Source organism: Marinobacter salexigens, from assembly GCF_002806945.1.
Classification (GTDB): Bacteria; Pseudomonadota; Gammaproteobacteria; order Pseudomonadales; family Oleiphilaceae; genus Marinobacter; species Marinobacter salexigens.
The window spans coordinates 940629-959662 of sequence record NZ_NIHC01000001.1 but is presented as its reverse complement, the minus strand read 5'-3'; the positions used below and the strand labels follow the sequence as shown (position 1 = coordinate 959662).

The window sequence follows — 19034 nt, the reverse complement described above, 5'->3', positions numbered from 1 at the left end:
AAAGGTCTCTATGATACAGCGAACCCCCACCACTATAGAAGCCCGGCTTTCAGGCGATGATAATCGAAGCTGGCAACAGCTGCTTTCCGATTCAATTACCTCACCGAAGGAGCTGCTGTCGCGTCTGGATTTATCCGTTGATGCATGGCTGGCCGGGGCTGAGGCGGGGCACAGCTTGTTTCAGGTAAGAGTTCCCGAACCGTTTCTGGCGCGAATGGAGAAAGGCAACCCGGCAGACCCGCTGCTCCGTCAGGTTTTGCCACTTCACGCCGAAACAAACACTGCGCAAGGTTTTGTTGCTGACCCGTTGCAGGAAGACAGCGCTATCCAAACCACAGGTTTGATTCGCAAGTATCGTAGCCGTGCTCTTCTGATGGTTACCGGCCAGTGTGCTATCAATTGCCGTTACTGTTTCCGCCGGCACTTTCCTTACGACGAACAGCGCTTGAGCCCCGCCGACCGACAGCAGGTGCTGGACACCCTCATGACAAGCCCGGAAATCAACGAGGTTATTTTCAGTGGTGGTGATCCACTGGCAGCCAACGATCAATTATTGTCCCAGTGGTCCTCTTCCATCAGCGCAATTCCCCACATGCGTCGCCTACGTATTCATACCCGGCTTCCTGTTGTTATCCCGCAGCGTGTGTGTGATGCCCTGCTGAAATGGATCGCCAGCACGCCATTGCAGGTTGTGATGGTGCTGCACATTAATCACCCGGCAGAAATCGACCAGCCAACGCGCCGTGCACTGGGGCTTCTTCGCTCAGCGGGGGTCACCCTGCTAAACCAGAGTGTTATTCTCAGGGGCGTGAATGATGATGTCGAAGTGCTGGAAAATCTGAGCGAAGCGCTCTTTGAAGCCGGCATACTGCCCTACTACCTCCATGCGTTTGACCCGGTCGCGGGTGCACAGCATTTTGATGTGACTGATGCCGAGGCCCGGTTACTGGTTCAGGAGCTGCTTTCCAGGCTACCTGGTTTTCTGGTACCGAGACTGGTTCGCGAGGTTCCCGGCAAGTCTGCCAAAACTCCAATTGATCTTTTTGCAGCGAGCCTTTAAAACTCCCGTGGCCTTACCAAACCGCTTTCATATGTAAAACATTGTCAACTAGTGTTTTTCTCGCCTTCTTGCTCTAGCTTGCTACTTTAAAGTCCAGTACTGTCTATTGTGTAAAAAAATGTATTTACGGTGTTACCCCGATCAATCGGCATACCACTGCAGCGTTTGCTGCGCTGGGGTGGAGGGCCCGTTTTACGAAACTTTGTCCTGATAGTGGCGCACATTCATGGATGGCATGAACCTCAAACCTGATCTCCGTGTTCCCGAGCAGAAAACGGCTAGTCTGTCGTTCTGCGACACTACGCCTAAAGCCTTCAAGGCCTGGGTTGGCCAACTCCCCATGGCCAATATCGGCGAAGTTTCGCGTCAGCTTTACCACGCGATTATCGAGCTCAACCACCTGTTCCTTGCGCCCCAGCAACGCTTGCAATTTCTTGAGCTGGTTCGTGAAAGAATTCACTTTGTCTGCAGCGAGCTCTCTCGCCACTATTTGGGATTAGCGATTGCCTTACCGGATAAGCAACGCAAAATTGCCAATCTGTCTCAGGCACTTCAGCTGCACCTTGCCAGTGGCTATAAGCTGTGCATCCTTGAAGCTCTTGACGACGGCGGGCTGGATAAAAACCGCAAGCTGATTGCTACTTCCTGCCATCGGGCAACATCCGAACTTGCTTCGACGATTCTGCGCTCACACCAACTCTACTGCCCCAGCCCGGCACAAAGCTGGCTGGAGTGCCACCGCATATTCCGATTTGCTCATCGCAACAAGCTTTCCGGTATGGCGGTAGAAGACAGCACTTTGAAACAAAGAAAGTCCAGCACCGTCGCTGACAGCTATAAACGTCTTTTACTTCTTGGATGCGCCAGGCCTAATCAACTCAGGCAATTAGAGCTGGTTCAGGCTTACGATATGTTTGAGTGCTGGACAGAGCACTCTCAGTGCGGGCCCAACACCGGTGAAGACAGTCTCTTTGTTATTAATATGGAGCGAGACAGCTCCCCGGTATATCGAAGCCTGCTGGAGCACAAGCCTGGCGATGAAAGCTTCAACTTTGACACCAGGGAGTTGGCGGCCATGATTGCCGAGGGCCTTGATGCGAGGCTCCGGCAGCAGCCCACACCAGACTCGTTGCAAATTCCGGGCAATGTAAACGACACCCTGCTTACTCATCTGAGCCAGGCACTGGGTATTCTGGCGAAACGGAACTTCAATCGGATTGCCAGTCAGGGAACACTCGAGATTTGCGTCGGTCTGACTGCGGCACACTATTTCATTGCCGGTGAAAAGACGTTTACGGAGTTTGTAACGGGCAATGACAATGGCCCGGAGGATGACGAGAATATTTTCATTCGCTCATCCCGCAAGCGGGAAGATGCCTGGGGCAACGCCCACGACGCAGCGCCGAGCGGAGAGCATCTGCATGCAGCAGATACACCCATCAACTTTCGCGGAAGCTTTGGCAATACCCCTACCCCCGCAAATGGTAAAAACCGGCCCAAGTCACACGCCACCCTGCTGGTAAACACCAGCCCCGGGGGCTACTGCGTTTCATGGGAGGCCAGTGTGCCTCCCTCCATGCAGGCAGGAGAGATACTGGGTGTGCGGGAACAACGCTCGCACCCATGGAGCATTGCGGTTGTTCGCTGGATTCGCCAAGTCAAGAACCAAGGCACTCAGATTGGTATCGAGCTGTTGGCGCCCAGTGGGTCGCCCTGCGGCGTTCGCCTTATCCAGAAGGTTGGAAACAGTAGCGAATATCTGCGGGGGCTCTTGCTTCCGGAGATAAGCGTGGTCAACCAAGCCGCCACACTGATTACGCCCAGGCTGCCCTTCCAACCCGGCAACCGAGTCTCCATGCTACACGATGGTAGAGAAGAACAGGGCCAGCTGACCAAAAAGGTTTCATCTACCGGTAGCTTCAGCCAGTTTGAGCTTAAACTGCAAAAAACAGCCGCGGTATCTGCCCCGGCCAGCACTTCATCACCTTCAGGCGCCAGTGAAGACGAATTTGATTCTCTGTGGCCTTCACTCTGATATTCCCCGGCGGATGCCCTGGCAATCCGCCGGAGACTTGTTATTAAGCTTCAACCCCTGCATCATTTAGCGATAGTGAAGCTCGGTCTCGCAGTCGTAATTCTCAGTTACCAACACGATATTGCACGTAAAGCAGAACATTTTCCTGCTATGGCCGGCCCAGCCAACCAGTTTGACGAGACTCCCTAGGAATGCAGAAAAAGAACGCGACCGTACACCTCCTGATTCTCGACCCGTCACAGAACGATGCAGAGTCCCTGATCAGCCTCCTCAGAAACTCGGGGAAAGCCACAAGAGCCCACCGCATCACTTCCGAAGAAGACATGGAAGAAGCCCTCAAAAATGGCAACTGGGACTTGCTATTGGCCCGGGATCTGGAGCAGGAATTCTCAGCAGACAATGCTTTGGCCATGATACGACGCATGGACAAGGACATTCCCAGCCTGATTTTGACGGCAGAAGAAAGCCGGGAAAGAACGGTAGCCGTAATGAAGGCGGGTGCCCAGGGAACCGTGCCATTTGAGCAAAGCGATCTTCTGGTATTGATGGTCAAACGTGAACTTAAAGCGCTTGAAGATCGCCGGAGACGCAGGGCGCTGGAGTCTCACCTGCGGGAAGCGGAGCAGAGATGCCAGCTTCTCCTGGAAAGTTCGAAGGACGCCATAGCCTACATTAATGACGGCATGCATATTTATGCCAACCAGTCTTACATGGAGTTTCTAGGCTACGACGATATTGATGACCTGATCTGCGTTCCCATTCTCGACACGCTGACCACCGAAAGTCAGGCTGACTACAGATCGTTTATGAAGTCGTTTGCAGAAAACGGCGAAGACGGCATGGCACTCAACTGCACAACCAAGCGCAGCGATGACCATGAGCTGAATGTAACCATGTCGGTGTCTGCTGCAACCTACGATGGCGAGACCTGCACCCAGATTGTGCTGCAGCCCGAACACAGCGATGCGGAACTCGAAGAGAAACTACGGGAAATCAGCAGCCAGGATCTTCTTACCGGCCTGTATAATCGCCAATACCTGATGAAAGAGCTTGAAGAGGCGATCGCCAAAGCCGGCAAAGACAACGAAACTGGTGCTCTGGCGTATATCGCTCTCGACAGCTTTATGTCCATGAAAAGCGAAGTGGGCATTTCCGGCGCAGATTTACTTCTGGGCGACCTGGCTAGCCTCCTGAAGAAAGAGGCAGGAGATGATTTCATGCTGGCGCGCCTGAGCGATGACGCTTTCGGCTTGCTCTGTTTACCCTGCGACGAGGCATCGATGACCAGCCGTTGCGAGCAGGTTCGCAAAGTTGTGGATGAGCACCTGTTCGATATAAACGGTCGCACCATCCCGCTGACTGTCAGTATTGGCATTGCATCGATCACTGAAAACTCACCCAAGGCGGAAGAGCTTCTGGCGCGTGCGCACATTGCATCTTCAGAAGTACGTAAACAGGAAGGCCAGTCCCAGGGCAATGGTGTCTGCGCGTACAATCCGGCAAAACACGAAGCTTTGGATGACAGCCACTCAATTGAAGCGATTCTGCTGGCCCTGGATGAAAACCGCTTCCGACTCCTGTTTCAGCCCATTATCAACCTCCGCGGGGAAGGCGAAGAGCACTACGAGGCCTTTGTTCGAATGCTGGACACAGATGGCAAAGACGTTTCGCCTTACGACTTCCTGCCCCCTATGGGGCCAAGCGACACTGCCATTAAAATTGACCGCTGGGTTATCTTGCAGACCGTAAAGCAGTTGGCCAACCACCGCACCAGAGGCAATGATACCCGCATGTTCCTCAACGTGACTGCGGAGACCCTGCAAGATAAAACTTTTACCCCCTGGCTAAGCGTAGCGCTGAAAGCCGCACGCCTTCCCGGCGATGCGCTTGTTTTCCAGATCCGCGAAGGCGATGCCAACAATTACATGAAGCAAGCCAAAGAATTCACTAAAGCTTTGCACCAGCTTCACTGCAAGGTATCCATTGCCCAGTTCGGCTGCGCACTGAACCCTTTCCTTACACTGAAGCACATAGATGCGGATTACGTGAAAATCGACGGTTCCTTCACGGAGGAAATCCAGAAGAGTGACAAAGCCAAAGAGCAGATTCATGAAATGGTGAAGAGCCTGCAAAGCGCCGGCAAGCTCACCATTATTCCGCTGGTTGAGAATGCCGGTGTTCTTGCTACGCTTTGGCAGGCTGGCGTGAACTATATCCAGGGCTACTACCTGCAAGCACCGGTGCCCGAGATGAATTACGACTTTGGAGACAGCTGAGCCTGAAAAAAGCCGGATCAAAACCCGGCATTTTTCAGGCTCTGGTTGGTTTCACTTTCGCGAAAGCCAATCAGGTAAAGGATTGCGTCCAGGCCAAGCGTCGAGATTGCATGGCGGGCAGACTCCTTGACCAAGGGTTTGGCCCTGAACGCAACACCCAAGCCAGCCTGGCTCAACATGGGCAGATCGTTGGCGCCATCACCCACAGCAATAACCTGCTCCCGGGATATATGCTCTTTCCCCGCAATTTCCAGTAAGAGTTCGGCTTTGCGCTTTCCATCTACAATCTGGCCAGAAACCTCACCTGTCACTTTGCCGTTCTGTATTTCCAGTTCGTTGGCGTAAACATAGTCGATGCCCAGTTTGCTTTGCAGATGCCGGGCAAAATAGGTAAAGCCGCCGGAAAGAATGGCAGTACGGTAGCCCAGCGCTTTCAGGCTGCGTATCAAGTGCTCCGCGCCCTCAGTCATCTTAAGCCGGCCAGCAACCCTTTCGAGAACAGACTCATCCAGCCCTTTAAGTAGCGCAAGACGCTCAGCAAAGCTTTGGCTGAAATCCAGCTCACCCTGCATTGCTCGCTCGGTTATCTCCGCCACCTGCTCACCAACACCCGCCTCCAGCGCCAACTCATCAATCACTTCGGCTTCAATAAGGGTGGAATCCATATCAAACACCACCAGGCGGCGGTTGCGGCGGAAAATAGAGTCTTCCTGAAAGGCAATATCAACATTCATCTCACCCGCAATATGCAGGAAATCGGCCCTAAGTTGTTCAAGATCTGATGGCGTGCCTCGCACCGAAAATTCCACGCAGGCAATCCCGTCACTGGACGTGTTAAGTGATGGCCTGGCAGACAGCCTGGAAATATTATCAATGTTCAATCCATGGCGGGCAGTAATAGCCGAAACCCTGGCAATCTGCTCTGCCTTGATATCCCTTGAAAGCAGGGTAACGATATAGCAGGCCCGATTTCGGCCCTCAGCCCAGTTCTGGTACTCTTCGATGGTGATTGGAGCAAACCTCACCTGAAGATCCAGAGCATGAAAACGGAATAACAGATCCCGGATCACCGGAGAGGATTTAGACTCGTCCGGAATTTCGATGAGAATGCCCCAGGTGAGGTGATCATGGATAACCGCCTGACCTATATCCAGAATACGCACATCGTACCGCCCCATAATGCCGGTAATTTCCGACGTGAGGCCGGGCTTGTCGCGCCCGGACACGTTAATCAGAACTAGCTCACTCACTGTTGGGAATCTCCATTTTCGGAACTCTCTAACCTGGAGAGTTCCTCCTCCTTTGCCCGGGCGGCAGAAGGGATAACCTCAATAGCATCAACGCGCTGCAGTCCCCGGGGTAATTTATGCCCGCGCCGGCCCCGCTCCCCGATGTAGTGTTCAAGATCGGCAAACTGCAACCCCATTTTGCGCTTACCCGCGCGAATTTCCAGCTGATCATCCTCGGCGAACACGGCTATGGCCACCACATATTCCTCGCGGCTCTGCACTCGTGCGGAGGGAATGCTGATAATCTTGTTACCTTTCCCCTTGCTCAGCTCCGGAAGCTCACTGAGCGGGAAAACGAGCATTCTGCCTTCATTGGAAATTGCACACAGATACAGCGCCTTCTCTGTTGCCGGCAAAACCACAGGCGGCATTATCTTTGCGCCCTTAGGCACACTGACCACTGCCTTGCCGTTCCGGTTCTTGCTGACCATATCGTTCAACGAGGTTACAAACCCGTAACCGCCATCAGTCACCAGCAGGGTCTTGCCTGCTGGATCCCCCATCAACAGGCCTGAAAAGCTTGCCCCGGAAGGCGGGTTGATTCTACCGGTGAGCGGTTCGCCCTGCCCTCTTGCGGAAGGAAGACTGTGGGCCATCAATGAGTAGGCCCGCCCAGTGGAATCCAGAAAAATAGCTTGCTGGTTATTGCGGCCGCGGGCTGCCAGAGAAAAACTGTCACCGGACTTGTAGCTCAGCCCTTCGGGATCTATTTCATGCCCTTTTGCAGCCCGAACCCAGCCTTTGTCGGACAGCACAACAGTCACTGGATCATTGGAAACCAGGTCATTCTCACTGAATGCCCTTGCCTCTTCCCTCTCAACTATCGGAGAGCGACGGTCATCACCAAATTCTTCGGCATCCGCCAGCAGTTCACTTTTGATCAGATCACGCAAGCGTACTTCAGAACCCAGAATAGCCTGAAGCTCATCCCGTTCTGCAGCCAACTCGTCCTGCTCGCCGCGAATTTTCATTTCCTCAAGTTTGGCCAGGTGCCGCAACTTCAGCTCAAGGATGGATTCGGCCTGATCCGGAGACAATCCGAACTTCTCCATCAACACAGGTTTGGGCTTGTCCTCGGTACGGATGATGTGAATGACTTCGTCAATATTCAGGTAGGCAATCAACAGGCCTTCCAGAATATGCAGGCGCGCCAGTACCTTGTCCAGACGATGCTGCAAACGGCGCCTCACGGTGGTGCGCCGGAACGCCAGCCACTCGGTGAGCATCTGATGCAAGCCCTTCACACCCGGGCGACCATCGTTACCGATTACATTGATGTTCACCCGGTAGGTTTTCTCAAGGTCGGTGCTGGCAAACAGGTGAGCCATGAGCCCATCGAGATCCACGCGATTGGAACGCGGCACAATCACCAGCCGCGTGGGGTTTTCGTGATCCGACTCGTCCCGGAGATCCGCCACCATGGGCAGCTTTTTGGTTTGCATCTGGTGGGCAATCTGCTCCAGTACACGGTTACCGGAAACCTGGTGGGGCAGATCGGTGACCACAATCTCACCGGTTTCCCGCACCCAGCGGGCCCGCATGCGCAGCGAGCCCCGGCCGGTCTCGTACATCTGGCGCAGGTCTTTCCGGGGCGTGATGATTTCTGCACTGGTGGGGAAATCCGGCCCTTTCACGTGCTCACACAGCTGATCAACCGTCGCATCGGGTTGATCCAGCAACCGGATACAGGCTGCAGTGACCTCCCTTACGTTGTGGGGCGGTATATCTGTCGCCATGCCCACAGCGATACCGGTCGTGCCATTAAGCAGCACGTGAGGCAGCCTGGCGGGCAGCACCGAGGGTTCATCCATGGTGCCATCGAAGTTGGGCACCCAGTCCACGGTTCCATGCCCAAGTTCGGACAACAACAGATCAGAGAATCGGGCCAACCGTGATTCGGTATACCGCATGGCGGCAAAGGATTTGGGATCGTCGGGCGCCCCCCAGTTACCCTGACCGTCCACAAGGGGATAGCGATAGGAAAAAGGCTGAGCCATAAGCACCATGGCTTCATAGCAGGCGCTGTCACCGTGGGGATGAAACTTACCCAAAACGTCACCCACGGTACGGGCAGATTTTTTGTATTTGGACGTAGACTTGAGGCCCAGCTCTGACATGGCGTAAATAATGCGCCGCTGAACCGGCTTCAGCCCATCCCCAACATTGGGAAGAGCGCGGTCAAGAATGACGTACATGGAATAGTCGAGATAGGCTTTTTCAGTGTAATCCCTGAGTGATACCCGCTCAAAGCCTTCATCCGTGGTCTGAAACTCTGGCATGGATGCCTCTTTTTGCCTGTATTACCTGAATTTAGAGAAGTTCATGATGCTAGCCCGTGCACCGTAAATAATCACGGGGCTAAAGCAGGGGGACATTATATGGAGCACAGGGCTGATACACCAACAACCTGAAAATTTATTGGCCAGAACAACTGCCCCACGCCAGGCATCATCGTTTCCAATAGCGGAATTCCCGCATGGAGAGTCTGTAAGGTGCACCGTATGCTTTTAACCCATGACGAATAGAAGATTGTTTTCCCTTCAAACAAGCGGAACACTATGAAACCCAACCTTAAAGCCTGTGGGCAAGCCTTAACCACGGCAACCGTGAACGCGGTTCTGGCCGTAGCACTGATGCTTCTTGTGGAGTTTGTAATCAGTGGCAGCTTCCAGGTTCCTGCCCCCTATCTCTGGGCTGGACTGCTTATAGGATTGGTTATTTTTGCTGCTCAGTTCTGGCGCCAACGGCACCTTTGCCGGTCCTGCAACCTGAACCAGGAAACAGGCGATGGACAAACTGGGGAGCTGGAAAAGCAGGCGGGCAGGTTCCGGGTCTGAGCCCGGAACCTTAAGTGGTGGACCCTACAGGAATTTACTGGCGAACACCCTCAATAGAGATAGTAATCTCTACAGTCTCGGAAGCCTTGCCAAGACTGGCAGGAATACCAAAGTCTTCCAGGCGCAACTCAGTCTCTGCCTCGAACCCCATGCGGTAACCACCCCAGGGGTCTTTACCGTGCCCCAGCATCTCAACATCCAGAGTCACTTCACGGGTGACACCGTGGAGCGTAAAGTCGCCCACAATATCCGCCTCACCGTCTTCATCAACAATCACCTTCGTGCTTTTGAAGCTCGCTTCGGGAAACTTGCTAACATCCAGAAAATCTTTGCCACGGATGTGCTTATCGCGCTCCGCATGATTTGAATCCAGGCTGGCTGTATCAATGATTACATTTACCGAGCTGTTTTCCGGGTTCTCCGCATCGTAAACAAACTGGCCATCGAAATCGTTAAAACGACCATAAAGCCAACTGTAACCCAAGTGGGAAATCTTGAAGGTTATAAACTGGTGAGCACCCTCTTTATCAAAAGAGTAGGTTCCACTGTGCTCACTGGCTTGAACACCTCCTACCAACGCCAGGGATACGGCGGATGCAAGCAATAATTTCTTCACAACACTCTCCTTTAAGGTAAATAAAAATGCGCCAAATCAGGGCCACATTGTACTAATCAGTTATCCTTTCGCGTCGGACATATCATCCGGCGCAGGGTCTCGTCACGGTCAATGAAATGATGCTTCAACGCACCCGCAGCATGCACAACGGCAAGACCAACCAAAGCCCAAGTACTCCAGTAGTGCACCAGCCCTGCGCTATCCTCAAGCCCTTTTATCTGGCCCGTAACGGACGGCACATCAAACCAGCCAAATACACTTATGGACGAACCGTCTGCGGTTGAAATCAGGTATCCGCTCACCAAGGCTACAAAAATCAGAACGTACAGCAGGCCATGAGCAGCACGGGCACTGAGAACTTCCCAACGCCTATGTGCCGGGATCGGATCCGGCGATGCGGCGATGAACTTCCACAACAAACGAAACACCATCAATGCAAACAGCAAAATGCCGATACTGCGATGGATGTCCGGGCCACGGCGGTACCACACGTCATAGTAAGAAAGATCGACCATCCAGAACCCAAGGCCAAATAAGCCCAGCACGGTTAAAGCAACAACCCAATGGGCAATAATGGCGAACCACCCGTAACCGGCAGATGTATTTCTAATTTGCATAGCGATCAGGCCCCTCTCCGGGCTAACCATTTGAAAGCTAAAGTATAAGAAGCCGGCCGCTGAAAGGAAATCGGAATGTTTTGCCCTGCTTGATCAAAAATTTTGAGCAAGATGCAGTACCGGGCGATACTGGCTGGTAGCAATACTGAGAATGAAGTGCAAAAACCTCTTGACTTTGGTCACATACGGATTGTACGCATTGTCGAATCCTGCATAGCGAGTAGACTTATCCCATACTTGAAACGCCCCTGCGGGGGGCCTCATTGAACCTGAAGGACAAGACATGGAACTTGAATTCGACGAATCCGTAGTGATCCCGAGCAACAACTGATTATCTGGTGGCCCTTTTCTGGAAGGGCCGCCCAACCCTCCCTTTATAATCCCCAACCTGCGTCAACAGGCACTTTGCCCTGATCAACCCGCGACATCTGCCAGATTACCGTATGCTTCCAACCAGGATCTTCGATCTGAAGCCCGCTTTTTGCCCAAAAGCATATCCATCCGGCTGTCAGTGTCGTCGCCTTCTTCTATAGTCAACATAACCAGGCGACGGGTATCCGGGGCCATGGTAGTTTCACGGAGTTGAAGCGGATTCATTTCACCCAGCCCTTTGAAGCGGGTTACGGATATTTTGCCTCTGCGCTTTTCAGCCTCAATACGGTCAAGAATACCCTGCTTTTCATGCTCGTCGAGGGCATAAAAGGTTTCCTTGCCCAGATCAACCCGGTAAAGCGGCGGCATCGCCACAAATACATGACCTGCGGCAACAACCGGTCGGAAGTGTTTCAGGAACAACGCACACAATAGCGTGGCGATATGGAGCCCATCGGAATCTGCGTCGGCGAGAATACAAATTTTGTTATAACGTAAGCCATCAAGTTTATCCGAGTTGGGATCAACACCGATGGCCACGGCAATATCATGAATTTCCTGGGATGCCAGTATTTCGCTGGAGTCCACTTCCCAGGTATTCAGAATCTTCCCGCGTAGCGGCATCACGGCCTGGAACTCGCGATCCCGGGCTTGTTTCGCAGAGCCCCCCGCAGAGTCACCCTCAACCAGAAACAGTTCAGAGCGGGCAGTATCTCCACCAGAGCAGTCCGCCAGTTTTCCTGGTAGAGCCGGGCCAGAAGTCACTCTCTTGCGCGCCACTTTCTTACTGGCTTTTAGCCTGCGCTGGGCATTGCTGATAAACAGCTCCGCCAGAATTTCAGCCACATCGGTGTGCTGGTTCAGCCACAGGCTGAAGGCATCCTTGACCACTCCGGAAATAAACCCGGCGGCCTCCCGTGACGACAAGCGCTCCTTCGTCTGCCCTGAAAACTGCGGCTCCTGCATTTTAAAGGAGAGCACATAGGCTGCCCGCTCCCAGATATCTTCAGGAGACAGCTTTACACCTCTGGGCAACAAACTGCGGAACTCACAAAACTCCCGCATGGCTTCGAGCAGGCCGGTGCGAAGGCCGTTTACGTGGGTGCCGCCCTGAACCGTGGGGATCAGATTTACGTAACTTTCCATGACCCCTTCACCTCCTTCCGGAAGCCACTGAATGGCCCAGTCGACGGCTTCATTTTTACTGGAAAAACTGCCGATAAACGGTTCAAGGGGTACAACTTCAACATCTACCAGTGCAGTGCGCAGATAATCACGGAGCCCTTCCTCGTAGAACCACTCGTCCTTTTCACCTGTTTTTTCCTGCAAAAACGTGACTGTCAGGCTGGGGCAGAGCACTGCCTTGGCGCGTAGATTGTGGCGCAAGCGGCTCACAGAAAAACCAGCACTGTCGAAATATTTTGAGTCCGGCGTGAACTTGATGCGGGTGCCGGTATTCCGCTTGCCCACGGTGTCAATAACCTCCAGCTCGGAGGTCTTATTACCATCGGCAAAGGTCATGCGATGGAGCTGGCCATCGCGCTTTATGGTTATCTCAAGGTGCCTGGAAAGCGCATTCACCACCGAAACACCGACACCGTGCAAACCACCGGAAAAGTTGTAATTGCCTTGAGAAAATTTACCACCGGCATGCAACCGGGTAAGGATCAGCTCAACACCCGACAGACCTTCTTCTTTATGAAGATCAACAGGCATGCCCCGACCATCGTCCTCAACACTCAGGGAACCGTCTGCGTAAAGCACCACATCGATACGGCGAGCATGGCCAGCCAGCGCTTCGTCCACACTGTTATCAATCACCTCCTGTGCAAGGTGATTCGGGCGACTGGTGTCTGTGTACATACCCGGGCGCTTCCGCACCGGGTCCAGGCCGCTGAGTACTTCAATGGCATCGGCGTTGTATTGTTGATCGCTCATAGGCTGGACGTGACTCCGCAGGAAGAAATTATTCGTGGTCATAGCTTATGGATTCGTAGCCAAAGATCAACGGCTGATTTCTGCGGCCCACAGGGCGCACCGGGTTAACCACCCACTACGACAGCCAACATGAGCGCCATAGTACCTTTGCCTTAAACAATTCAGACTGTGGTTCCAACCCACCTCATCCTTTAGGAGGTTTTACTCAAAGCAGGCTTGACACCTTTTCCCGGTAAGGATAATTCTATAAGGTGAAGCATAAAGGCACCCCAACAGGTGTCACAATCAGACAATAAAAAATAATTTCAAAGATCTATTCCCTCACCTGCTGAAGCCGCCCATGCCGTTGAAGTCCGGCTATCAGTGAAACCACCACATGCCCATTCAGGTAGTAATGGGATAAACGGGCCGGGGGAGTAAGAAAATCAGTCTGATCGACTGTATGTCGGAGGGCAGGACAACAATGGCGAACCTCATTGAATCCGATGAGTTGCCTGTTTGGGTACCAGGAGAGATTCTGACCGCCAGTGATAACCTCGGATGGCTCGATGTAGGGCAACGTTCCTATCGCTATACAGGCCTGGATGTCCCTATACCTCCGATGAACCACTACATGATCGTCCGATACTTTGAGGGGCAAACACCCATGGATCGGCGTGTTGAGAGCCGCTGGACACGAACAACCTGTGTGCCCGGCCACATTTCCCTGCTTAGTCGGGCCAGGCCATCGCACTGGCATTGGACGCAACAGATCGACGTATCACACATATATCTTTCCGAGAGTTTGATGTCACGCGTTGCACAGGATGTTTTAGGGCGCCCGATATCCGAGATCAGCCTGCACGATGTCCTTAACGCGGAGGACCCTACCGTCACCTCGATCTCTGACGCCATCCTGGGAGAAACCCGAAGCTCAGCGATTGGAGGGCCAACCTATGCCGAGGCATTGGGTCTGCAGCTCAGCGTCCACTTATTGCGGAATTATGCGGATGTAAAGTTCCGGGAAGATCACAGCCAGTCTGGCCTTTCAAGGCGCCAGCGCTCAGCGTTGACCGAGTTCATTCTTGGAAATCTACAGCATCAGATCAGCATAGAGCAGCTGTCTGCAGTTGCCGGCCTGGGCGTATGGACCTTCTGCCGGCGATTCAAGACGAGCTATGGAGTGACACCTTGCGTACACCTTCTGGACACACGCATTGGACAGGCAAAACTGATGTTGGCGAAGAGCTCTCGCCCGATCAAAGCCATCGCAGGTGAGTGCGGCTTCTCGGACCAGGCTCATATGACACGAGCGTTCCGGCGCAAGCTGAACCTGACGCCCGGTCAGGTCAGACAGGCAAAGGAATGAAGCGAGCGGTGGCACTCGGACCACCACTCGTTTCATCCGCAAATCACTTCAGCAGATTGTAGGTTGTAGCCTCAAACTCATAAAAGCCCGGATAAGAGGCACAATCGTAGAACGGCAGTATCTGAGTTGCCCAGTAACCTCCCACACCCATGGCCTTATCTATCCACAGGTAGCTATTGGCAAGTCCGGTCCATGCCATGGAGCCGGGAGAGCGTCCTGTAGGTGCCTGTTCACGGTTGATCATAAAGGCATGGGACCAGCCTTTATCCACCCCTGGCATAAACTCACCACTGTTGGCAAGGCTCGGATCGGACGCTTCCCAGAGCCCGATTGGGATGCTGGTGTCGGCGTAACCATCTTTAACCAGCAGGTGTGCTGTTTCAGGTTTCAGCACTCTGCCATGCTCGCCAGCACCGTCGTTCAGGATCATACGTATGAACTTCATGTAGTCCCTGACAGTTCCATAGAGGCCATGCCCGCCCATATCCATCGCGGGTTTTGCGGGCAAGGCCAGCTCTGGAACTGGAACCAGCTGGCCGTCCGCGGCTCGCGAATGTATTGTGGCTCGGCGCGCCAGCATGTCATCGTTTACCGAAAATGCAGTTTCCGTCATGCCAAGCGGCAGGAATACACGCTCGTGCATAACGTCACCCAGTCGTTTTCCTCGCAACTCCTCTACCACCAGCCCAAGCCAGTCAGTATTGACCCCATAGGTCCAGGCCTCACCGGGATCGTGCTGAAGCACTGTCTGGATCGATTCCCGGGTACAGGTGATAATCGATGGTACATCCTTGAGCTCCCGGTATTGCTTGTCCGCAGCGCTGAAGAAATCGTAGCAGAGCCCCGAGGTTTGCAGGAGGAGATCGCTGACCGTAATCCTGCGCTTTGGCGGCCTGAGACGGGGCTGACCATCCGCACCGAATCCTTCAAGCACAAGCAACTTGTCAATCTCCGGGAGATACTTGCCCACTGGATCATCCAGCCGCAGCAGCCCTTCCTCAAGCAGCTGTAGCGCACAGACACTGGTAATCGCTTTGGTGGTGGAGAAGATCGCAAACACCGTATCCAGGTCCATCGGGGTTTGCTTACCCTGCTCCCTAACGCCCGATGCGCCTTCATAAATATTGCGTTCCTGACCGGTAACCATGGCCACCACACCGGGGGCGCCGCCATGGCGACCCGTGGTCTGCTGAAGCACACTATCCAATGCAGCTTTCATTCTTGAATCACTCATTTGCCACTACCTCTTGTTGTTTTCGAAATAGATCTTTCAACCTGCGCCTTATGCGAAGACAAATCCCGGGTAGTTGTTCCTGGCCAACTCGACACAATGCTGGTTGTAGTTATTCACTCCGCCACAATACGACAGTAGCCTTCTGGGCTTGCCCGGCACGTTGGTACCCATGTACCAGCTATCGACCAGGGGAAGGAGTGTCTGGTTTGTCACCTCGTCGTGGTGCCGCACCCACTCGTCCTGGCACTCTTTGGTCGGTTCTATCACCGTTTTATCTTCTGCTTCCGCATACTGAATGATATCGGTGATCCACCCCACCTGCTGCTGAAGACAGGTTGTCATGTTGCACAGTGCAGCAGACGGTGCGAGCGGCGCGCCAGTGGTAAACAGATTGGGGTAACCGTGTACCTGAAGCCCCATTGCCGTCCGGATTTCATTACTCCACTCTTCCTTCAGGCTGCGCCCCTCTTTACCGCGTATGTCAATTCGCGTCAGCGCACCGGAGCCGGCATCAAACCCTGTCGCCAGTACAATAATATCTACCTCATGAACCGTGCCGTCCTGCATCAATACACCTTCAGGGACGATGCTTTCGATCGGAGTCTCCCGGCAATTCACGGCTTCTACATTCGGGCGCAGGAAGGTTTCGAGATAACCGGTATCCAGTGGAACACGCCGGGTACCAAAACCGTAGCTGGTAGGAATAAGAAGGTTGCAGAGGTCGGGATCGTTGTTCAGTCGTTCTCGCATTTTCACACGAACAAATTGGGAGATCTCTTCGCTCACCTCTGCATCGGTAAACATCTCGGGATAGGAGGACAACCAGAGTGCAAGCGAGCCGTCGTTGTAAAGCTTTTCCAGGGTCTGTTCGCGTTGCTCTGGTGTATCCGTATGCCAGGACCGTCCGTCGAAGTCGTAGTCAAACCCTGCGAAGGTATTCAAAACTTTATCTTTGAGATAAGTAAAATTCTTCGACCAGTGCTTCCAATCCTCTTCTGTATATTTCGGATTTCTCATCGGAATAGTGTACTGGGGCGTGCGCACAAAAACCTTGAGATTCTCTACCTCAGGCGCAATGCTCTGGGTAGCCTGAATGCCGGTAGCGCCGGTGCCGATCACGGCCACACGTTTACGTTTGAGATCCACACCCTCTTTGGGCCAGCGGGAAGTATGGCAAATCTGACCCTGGAAGGTGGACTGTCCCTTGAAAACATCCTCAAGCGGTGCTGACAGCATGCCGGTGCAAGCGATCAGGTACCGGGCCTCAAGCTGATCACCCTTGTCTGTTCTGATAGCCCATGTTCCGTCTGCTTCCTGCCAGTGTGCGGAATCCACCCGGGTATTAAACTCAATGTCCTGATGCAGGTCGAGTTTGTCAGCGACATGATTAAGCCACCGTTCGCTCTCGGGCTGGGCAGGAAAACGCTCTGATGGTTGCCAGCTCTCGTAAAGCTCCTTCGAGAACCAGTACTGATAAATCTCGGCCTGAGAGTCGAATCGGGCACCCGGGTATCGGTTCCAGTACCACGTGCCGCCCACTCCGGAGGCCGATTCGATAACCCGCACACTCATTCCGAGGGACCGGAGTTTGTGCAACTGATACATCCCGGCCACACCGGCACCAATCACAATCGCATCATAGGACTTACCAATATTTTCAACGTTCATCTCATACCCCTTGTTTCCTCTATCAGGAAACTTTCTTGTATTTTTTGTCGGCCGCCAGCACTGGAAAACGGTGCTGGCAAGCTCAATACTGAGGGGATGAGAGTGATTTGGTATTGGATGAAACTGGCAAGTTATTGCATATTTCTGGCAGATTCCGAACTGCACGGAAGGTGCACCCCGCTAAAATAAAGCTTTTCATTAACTCCATTGCCAAAATGATATATGTCAACTACGCTAAGCCTTTATAAATACAAGACTTAATGCATAACTTATCGATTCAGAGAGGGTATCGTTATGGGCAAGCAGCCTGTTACTTCGACAGCGACCGATCAGGATGGCACACCAATCAGCAAGGCACGTGAGTGGCAGGTTGTTTTGATGGTCACCTTTGTGATTTTGCCAGCCACAGCCGTTGCCGTCGTTGGTGGCTATGGTTTTGCCGTATGGATAGGGCAGATGTTCTTCGGCCCCCCGGGCCATCCATGATACAGACCGGGATCCATCTCTGTTGCCAACCACAAAAATCTGACTCGGGCAGAACCTCATGATAAAGCGCATCAAATCCTTTTGGCGAGTTCTCAGTCGCCCACCCGTCCACATTAGTTTGGGGCTACTTGTCATAGCCGGCTTCGTTGCCGGTATTATTTTTTGGGGTGGTTTCAACACAGCCCTGGAAGTGACGAATACAGAAGCCTTTTGCATCAGCTGTCATGAAATGAAGGACAACGTCTTCGAGGAACTCAAAGACACGGTGCACTATGAAAACCGCACCGGCGTTCGCGCCACCTGCCCGGATTGTCACGTGCCGCACAACTGGACAGATAAAATTGCCCGGAAGATGCAGGCCAGCAAGGAAGTCTGGGGCGCCATTTTTGGCACGATCAATACCCCCGAAAAATTCGAGGCAAAGCGACTTGAACTGGCGCAACATGAGTGGGCCCGGTTTTCAGCCAACAATTCGCTGGAATGCCGCAATTGCCACGACTATGACAGCATGGACTGGGACAAGATGGGCGACGAAGCCCGCCGCTTCATGAAGCCCGCCGCTGAGCGCAACCAAAGCTGCCTCGACTGCCACAAAGGCATTGCACACAACCTGCCAAAAGAGATGAACACAGGGGTTGACCCGGCACTTGCACGCCTGATGGATCAAGCGGCCGGCGCGCGCCTGACAACTGGCGAAACTTACTACACGGTTACATCGGTAGATTTGTACACAGATCCCGAACTGCAGAACCGGGCTGGCTACCTTGACCCTGCTTCATCAGTAAACCTGATTAGCACCAGGGGTGATGCACTGGAGGTTCAGGTGTCTGGATGGCGTAAACAGAAAGGTTTCGGTCGCATAATGTACGAAGGCTTTGGTCTGAACGTAGCCAGCGCAGTTCTCGAAAAAGAGGTTGCTACTGACGATGCCCGCTTCAGTGCGGGTGAAGACAAGGTGGACGACCTGACCGGCCTGGCTTGGGAGCAGGCAGACATTACCTTGTGGGCGAAAAAAGGCGGCCTCCTGCCGGAACGTGACGCACTCTGGGGTTATGCCGACCAGACATACTCTGATGGTTGTAGTGTGTGCCACGGAGAACCTGCCCCCGCACACTTTGACGCCAACACCTGGCCTGCAATGTTCTCAGGCATGGTCGGCTTCACCAATATGAACGCAGAAACCCAAGCTCTGGTATTGAAGTATCTGCAGCTGCACTCTTCGGATTTTGCCGAAAACGCACACTGACTTTTGAGGCAC

At 53.4% G+C, this 19034-nt stretch carries 14 protein-coding genes; 7 read left to right on the top strand and 7 right to left on the bottom strand.

The genetic code is table 11. The features are described from left to right. The first annotated feature begins 10 nt into the window (after positions 1-10). From epmB to CDH47_RS04440, 3 genes are all read left to right on the top strand, one after another. Positions 11-1060 (top strand): EF-P beta-lysylation protein EpmB, encoded by a 1050-nt coding sequence (gene epmB / locus CDH47_RS04450; protein WP_100638594.1) that lies wholly within the window; start codon positions 11-13, stop codon positions 1058-1060. Positions 1061-1286: 226 nt separating this feature from the next. After that, positions 1287-3095, top strand: coding sequence for a GTPase (locus tag CDH47_RS04445; RefSeq protein WP_100638593.1), 1809 nt, complete (start codon positions 1287-1289; stop codon positions 3093-3095). A 191-nt stretch (positions 3096-3286) separates the two neighbouring features. Beyond that, positions 3287-5371, top strand: coding sequence for an EAL domain-containing response regulator (locus CDH47_RS04440; RefSeq protein ID WP_100638592.1), 2085 nt, complete (start codon positions 3287-3289; stop codon positions 5369-5371). A gap of 17 nt (positions 5372-5388) precedes the next feature. Here CDH47_RS04440 and serB read toward each other — a convergent pair whose 3' ends face one another. Beyond that, positions 5389-6621, bottom strand: a complete 1233-nt coding sequence (serB, locus tag CDH47_RS04435) for a phosphoserine phosphatase SerB (protein WP_100638591.1) — start codon at positions 6619-6621, stop codon at positions 5389-5391. Next, the gene (parC, locus tag CDH47_RS04430; protein WP_100638590.1) at positions 6618-8939 is read right to left on the bottom strand and encodes a DNA topoisomerase IV subunit A; all 2322 of its coding nucleotides are present in this window, start codon (positions 8937-8939) and stop codon (positions 6618-6620) included. Before parC ends, serB begins: the two co-directional genes overlap by 4 nt. 279 nt (positions 8940-9218) lie before the next feature. Between parC and CDH47_RS04425 the strand changes: the two genes are divergently transcribed. Further along, positions 9219-9497: a hypothetical protein gene (locus CDH47_RS04425; RefSeq protein ID WP_100638589.1), complete on the top strand. Its 279-nt coding sequence runs from the start codon at positions 9219-9221 to the stop codon at positions 9495-9497. Positions 9498-9531: 34 nt separating this feature from the next. Here the strand turns inward: CDH47_RS04425 and CDH47_RS04420 are convergent, their stop codons facing one another. From CDH47_RS04420 to parE, 3 genes are all read right to left on the bottom strand, one after another. Then, the gene (locus CDH47_RS04420; RefSeq protein ID WP_100638588.1) at positions 9532-10113 is read right to left on the bottom strand and encodes a YceI family protein; all 582 of its coding nucleotides are present in this window, start codon (positions 10111-10113) and stop codon (positions 9532-9534) included. A 56-nt stretch (positions 10114-10169) separates the two neighbouring features. Further along, positions 10170-10730: a cytochrome b gene (locus tag CDH47_RS04415; RefSeq protein WP_100638587.1), complete on the bottom strand. Its 561-nt coding sequence runs from the start codon at positions 10728-10730 to the stop codon at positions 10170-10172. Positions 10731-11144: 414 nt separating this feature from the next. After that, positions 11145-13040: a DNA topoisomerase IV subunit B gene (gene parE / locus CDH47_RS04410; protein WP_100638586.1), complete on the bottom strand. Its 1896-nt coding sequence runs from the start codon at positions 13038-13040 to the stop codon at positions 11145-11147. A 463-nt stretch (positions 13041-13503) separates the two neighbouring features. On the opposite strand from parE, the gene CDH47_RS04405 reads away from it, so the two are divergent. Further along, positions 13504-14388, top strand: coding sequence for an AraC family transcriptional regulator (locus tag CDH47_RS04405; RefSeq protein ID WP_100638585.1), 885 nt, complete (start codon positions 13504-13506; stop codon positions 14386-14388). A gap of 43 nt (positions 14389-14431) precedes the next feature. Here the strand turns inward: CDH47_RS04405 and CDH47_RS04400 are convergent, their stop codons facing one another. Then, entirely contained in the window at positions 14432-15622 is a 1191-nt protein-coding gene (locus tag CDH47_RS04400) for a serine hydrolase domain-containing protein (RefSeq protein ID WP_100638584.1), read from the bottom strand. A gap of 48 nt (positions 15623-15670) precedes the next feature. Further along, positions 15671-17290: a flavin-containing monooxygenase gene (locus CDH47_RS04395; protein ID WP_100638583.1), complete on the bottom strand. Its 1620-nt coding sequence runs from the start codon at positions 17288-17290 to the stop codon at positions 15671-15673. A 294-nt stretch (positions 17291-17584) separates the two neighbouring features. Here CDH47_RS04395 and CDH47_RS04390 point away from each other — a divergent pair, with 294 nt between their 5' ends. Continuing rightward, a complete protein-coding gene (locus tag CDH47_RS04390) occupies positions 17585-17776 on the top strand; it encodes a periplasmic nitrate reductase, NapE protein (RefSeq protein WP_100638582.1) in 192 nt (63 codons plus the stop codon). Between the two features lie 58 nt (positions 17777-17834). Continuing rightward, a complete protein-coding gene (gene torC / locus CDH47_RS04385) occupies positions 17835-19022 on the top strand; it encodes a pentaheme c-type cytochrome TorC (RefSeq protein ID WP_100638581.1) in 1188 nt (395 codons plus the stop codon). The last annotated feature ends 12 nt before the right edge of the window (positions 19023-19034 follow it).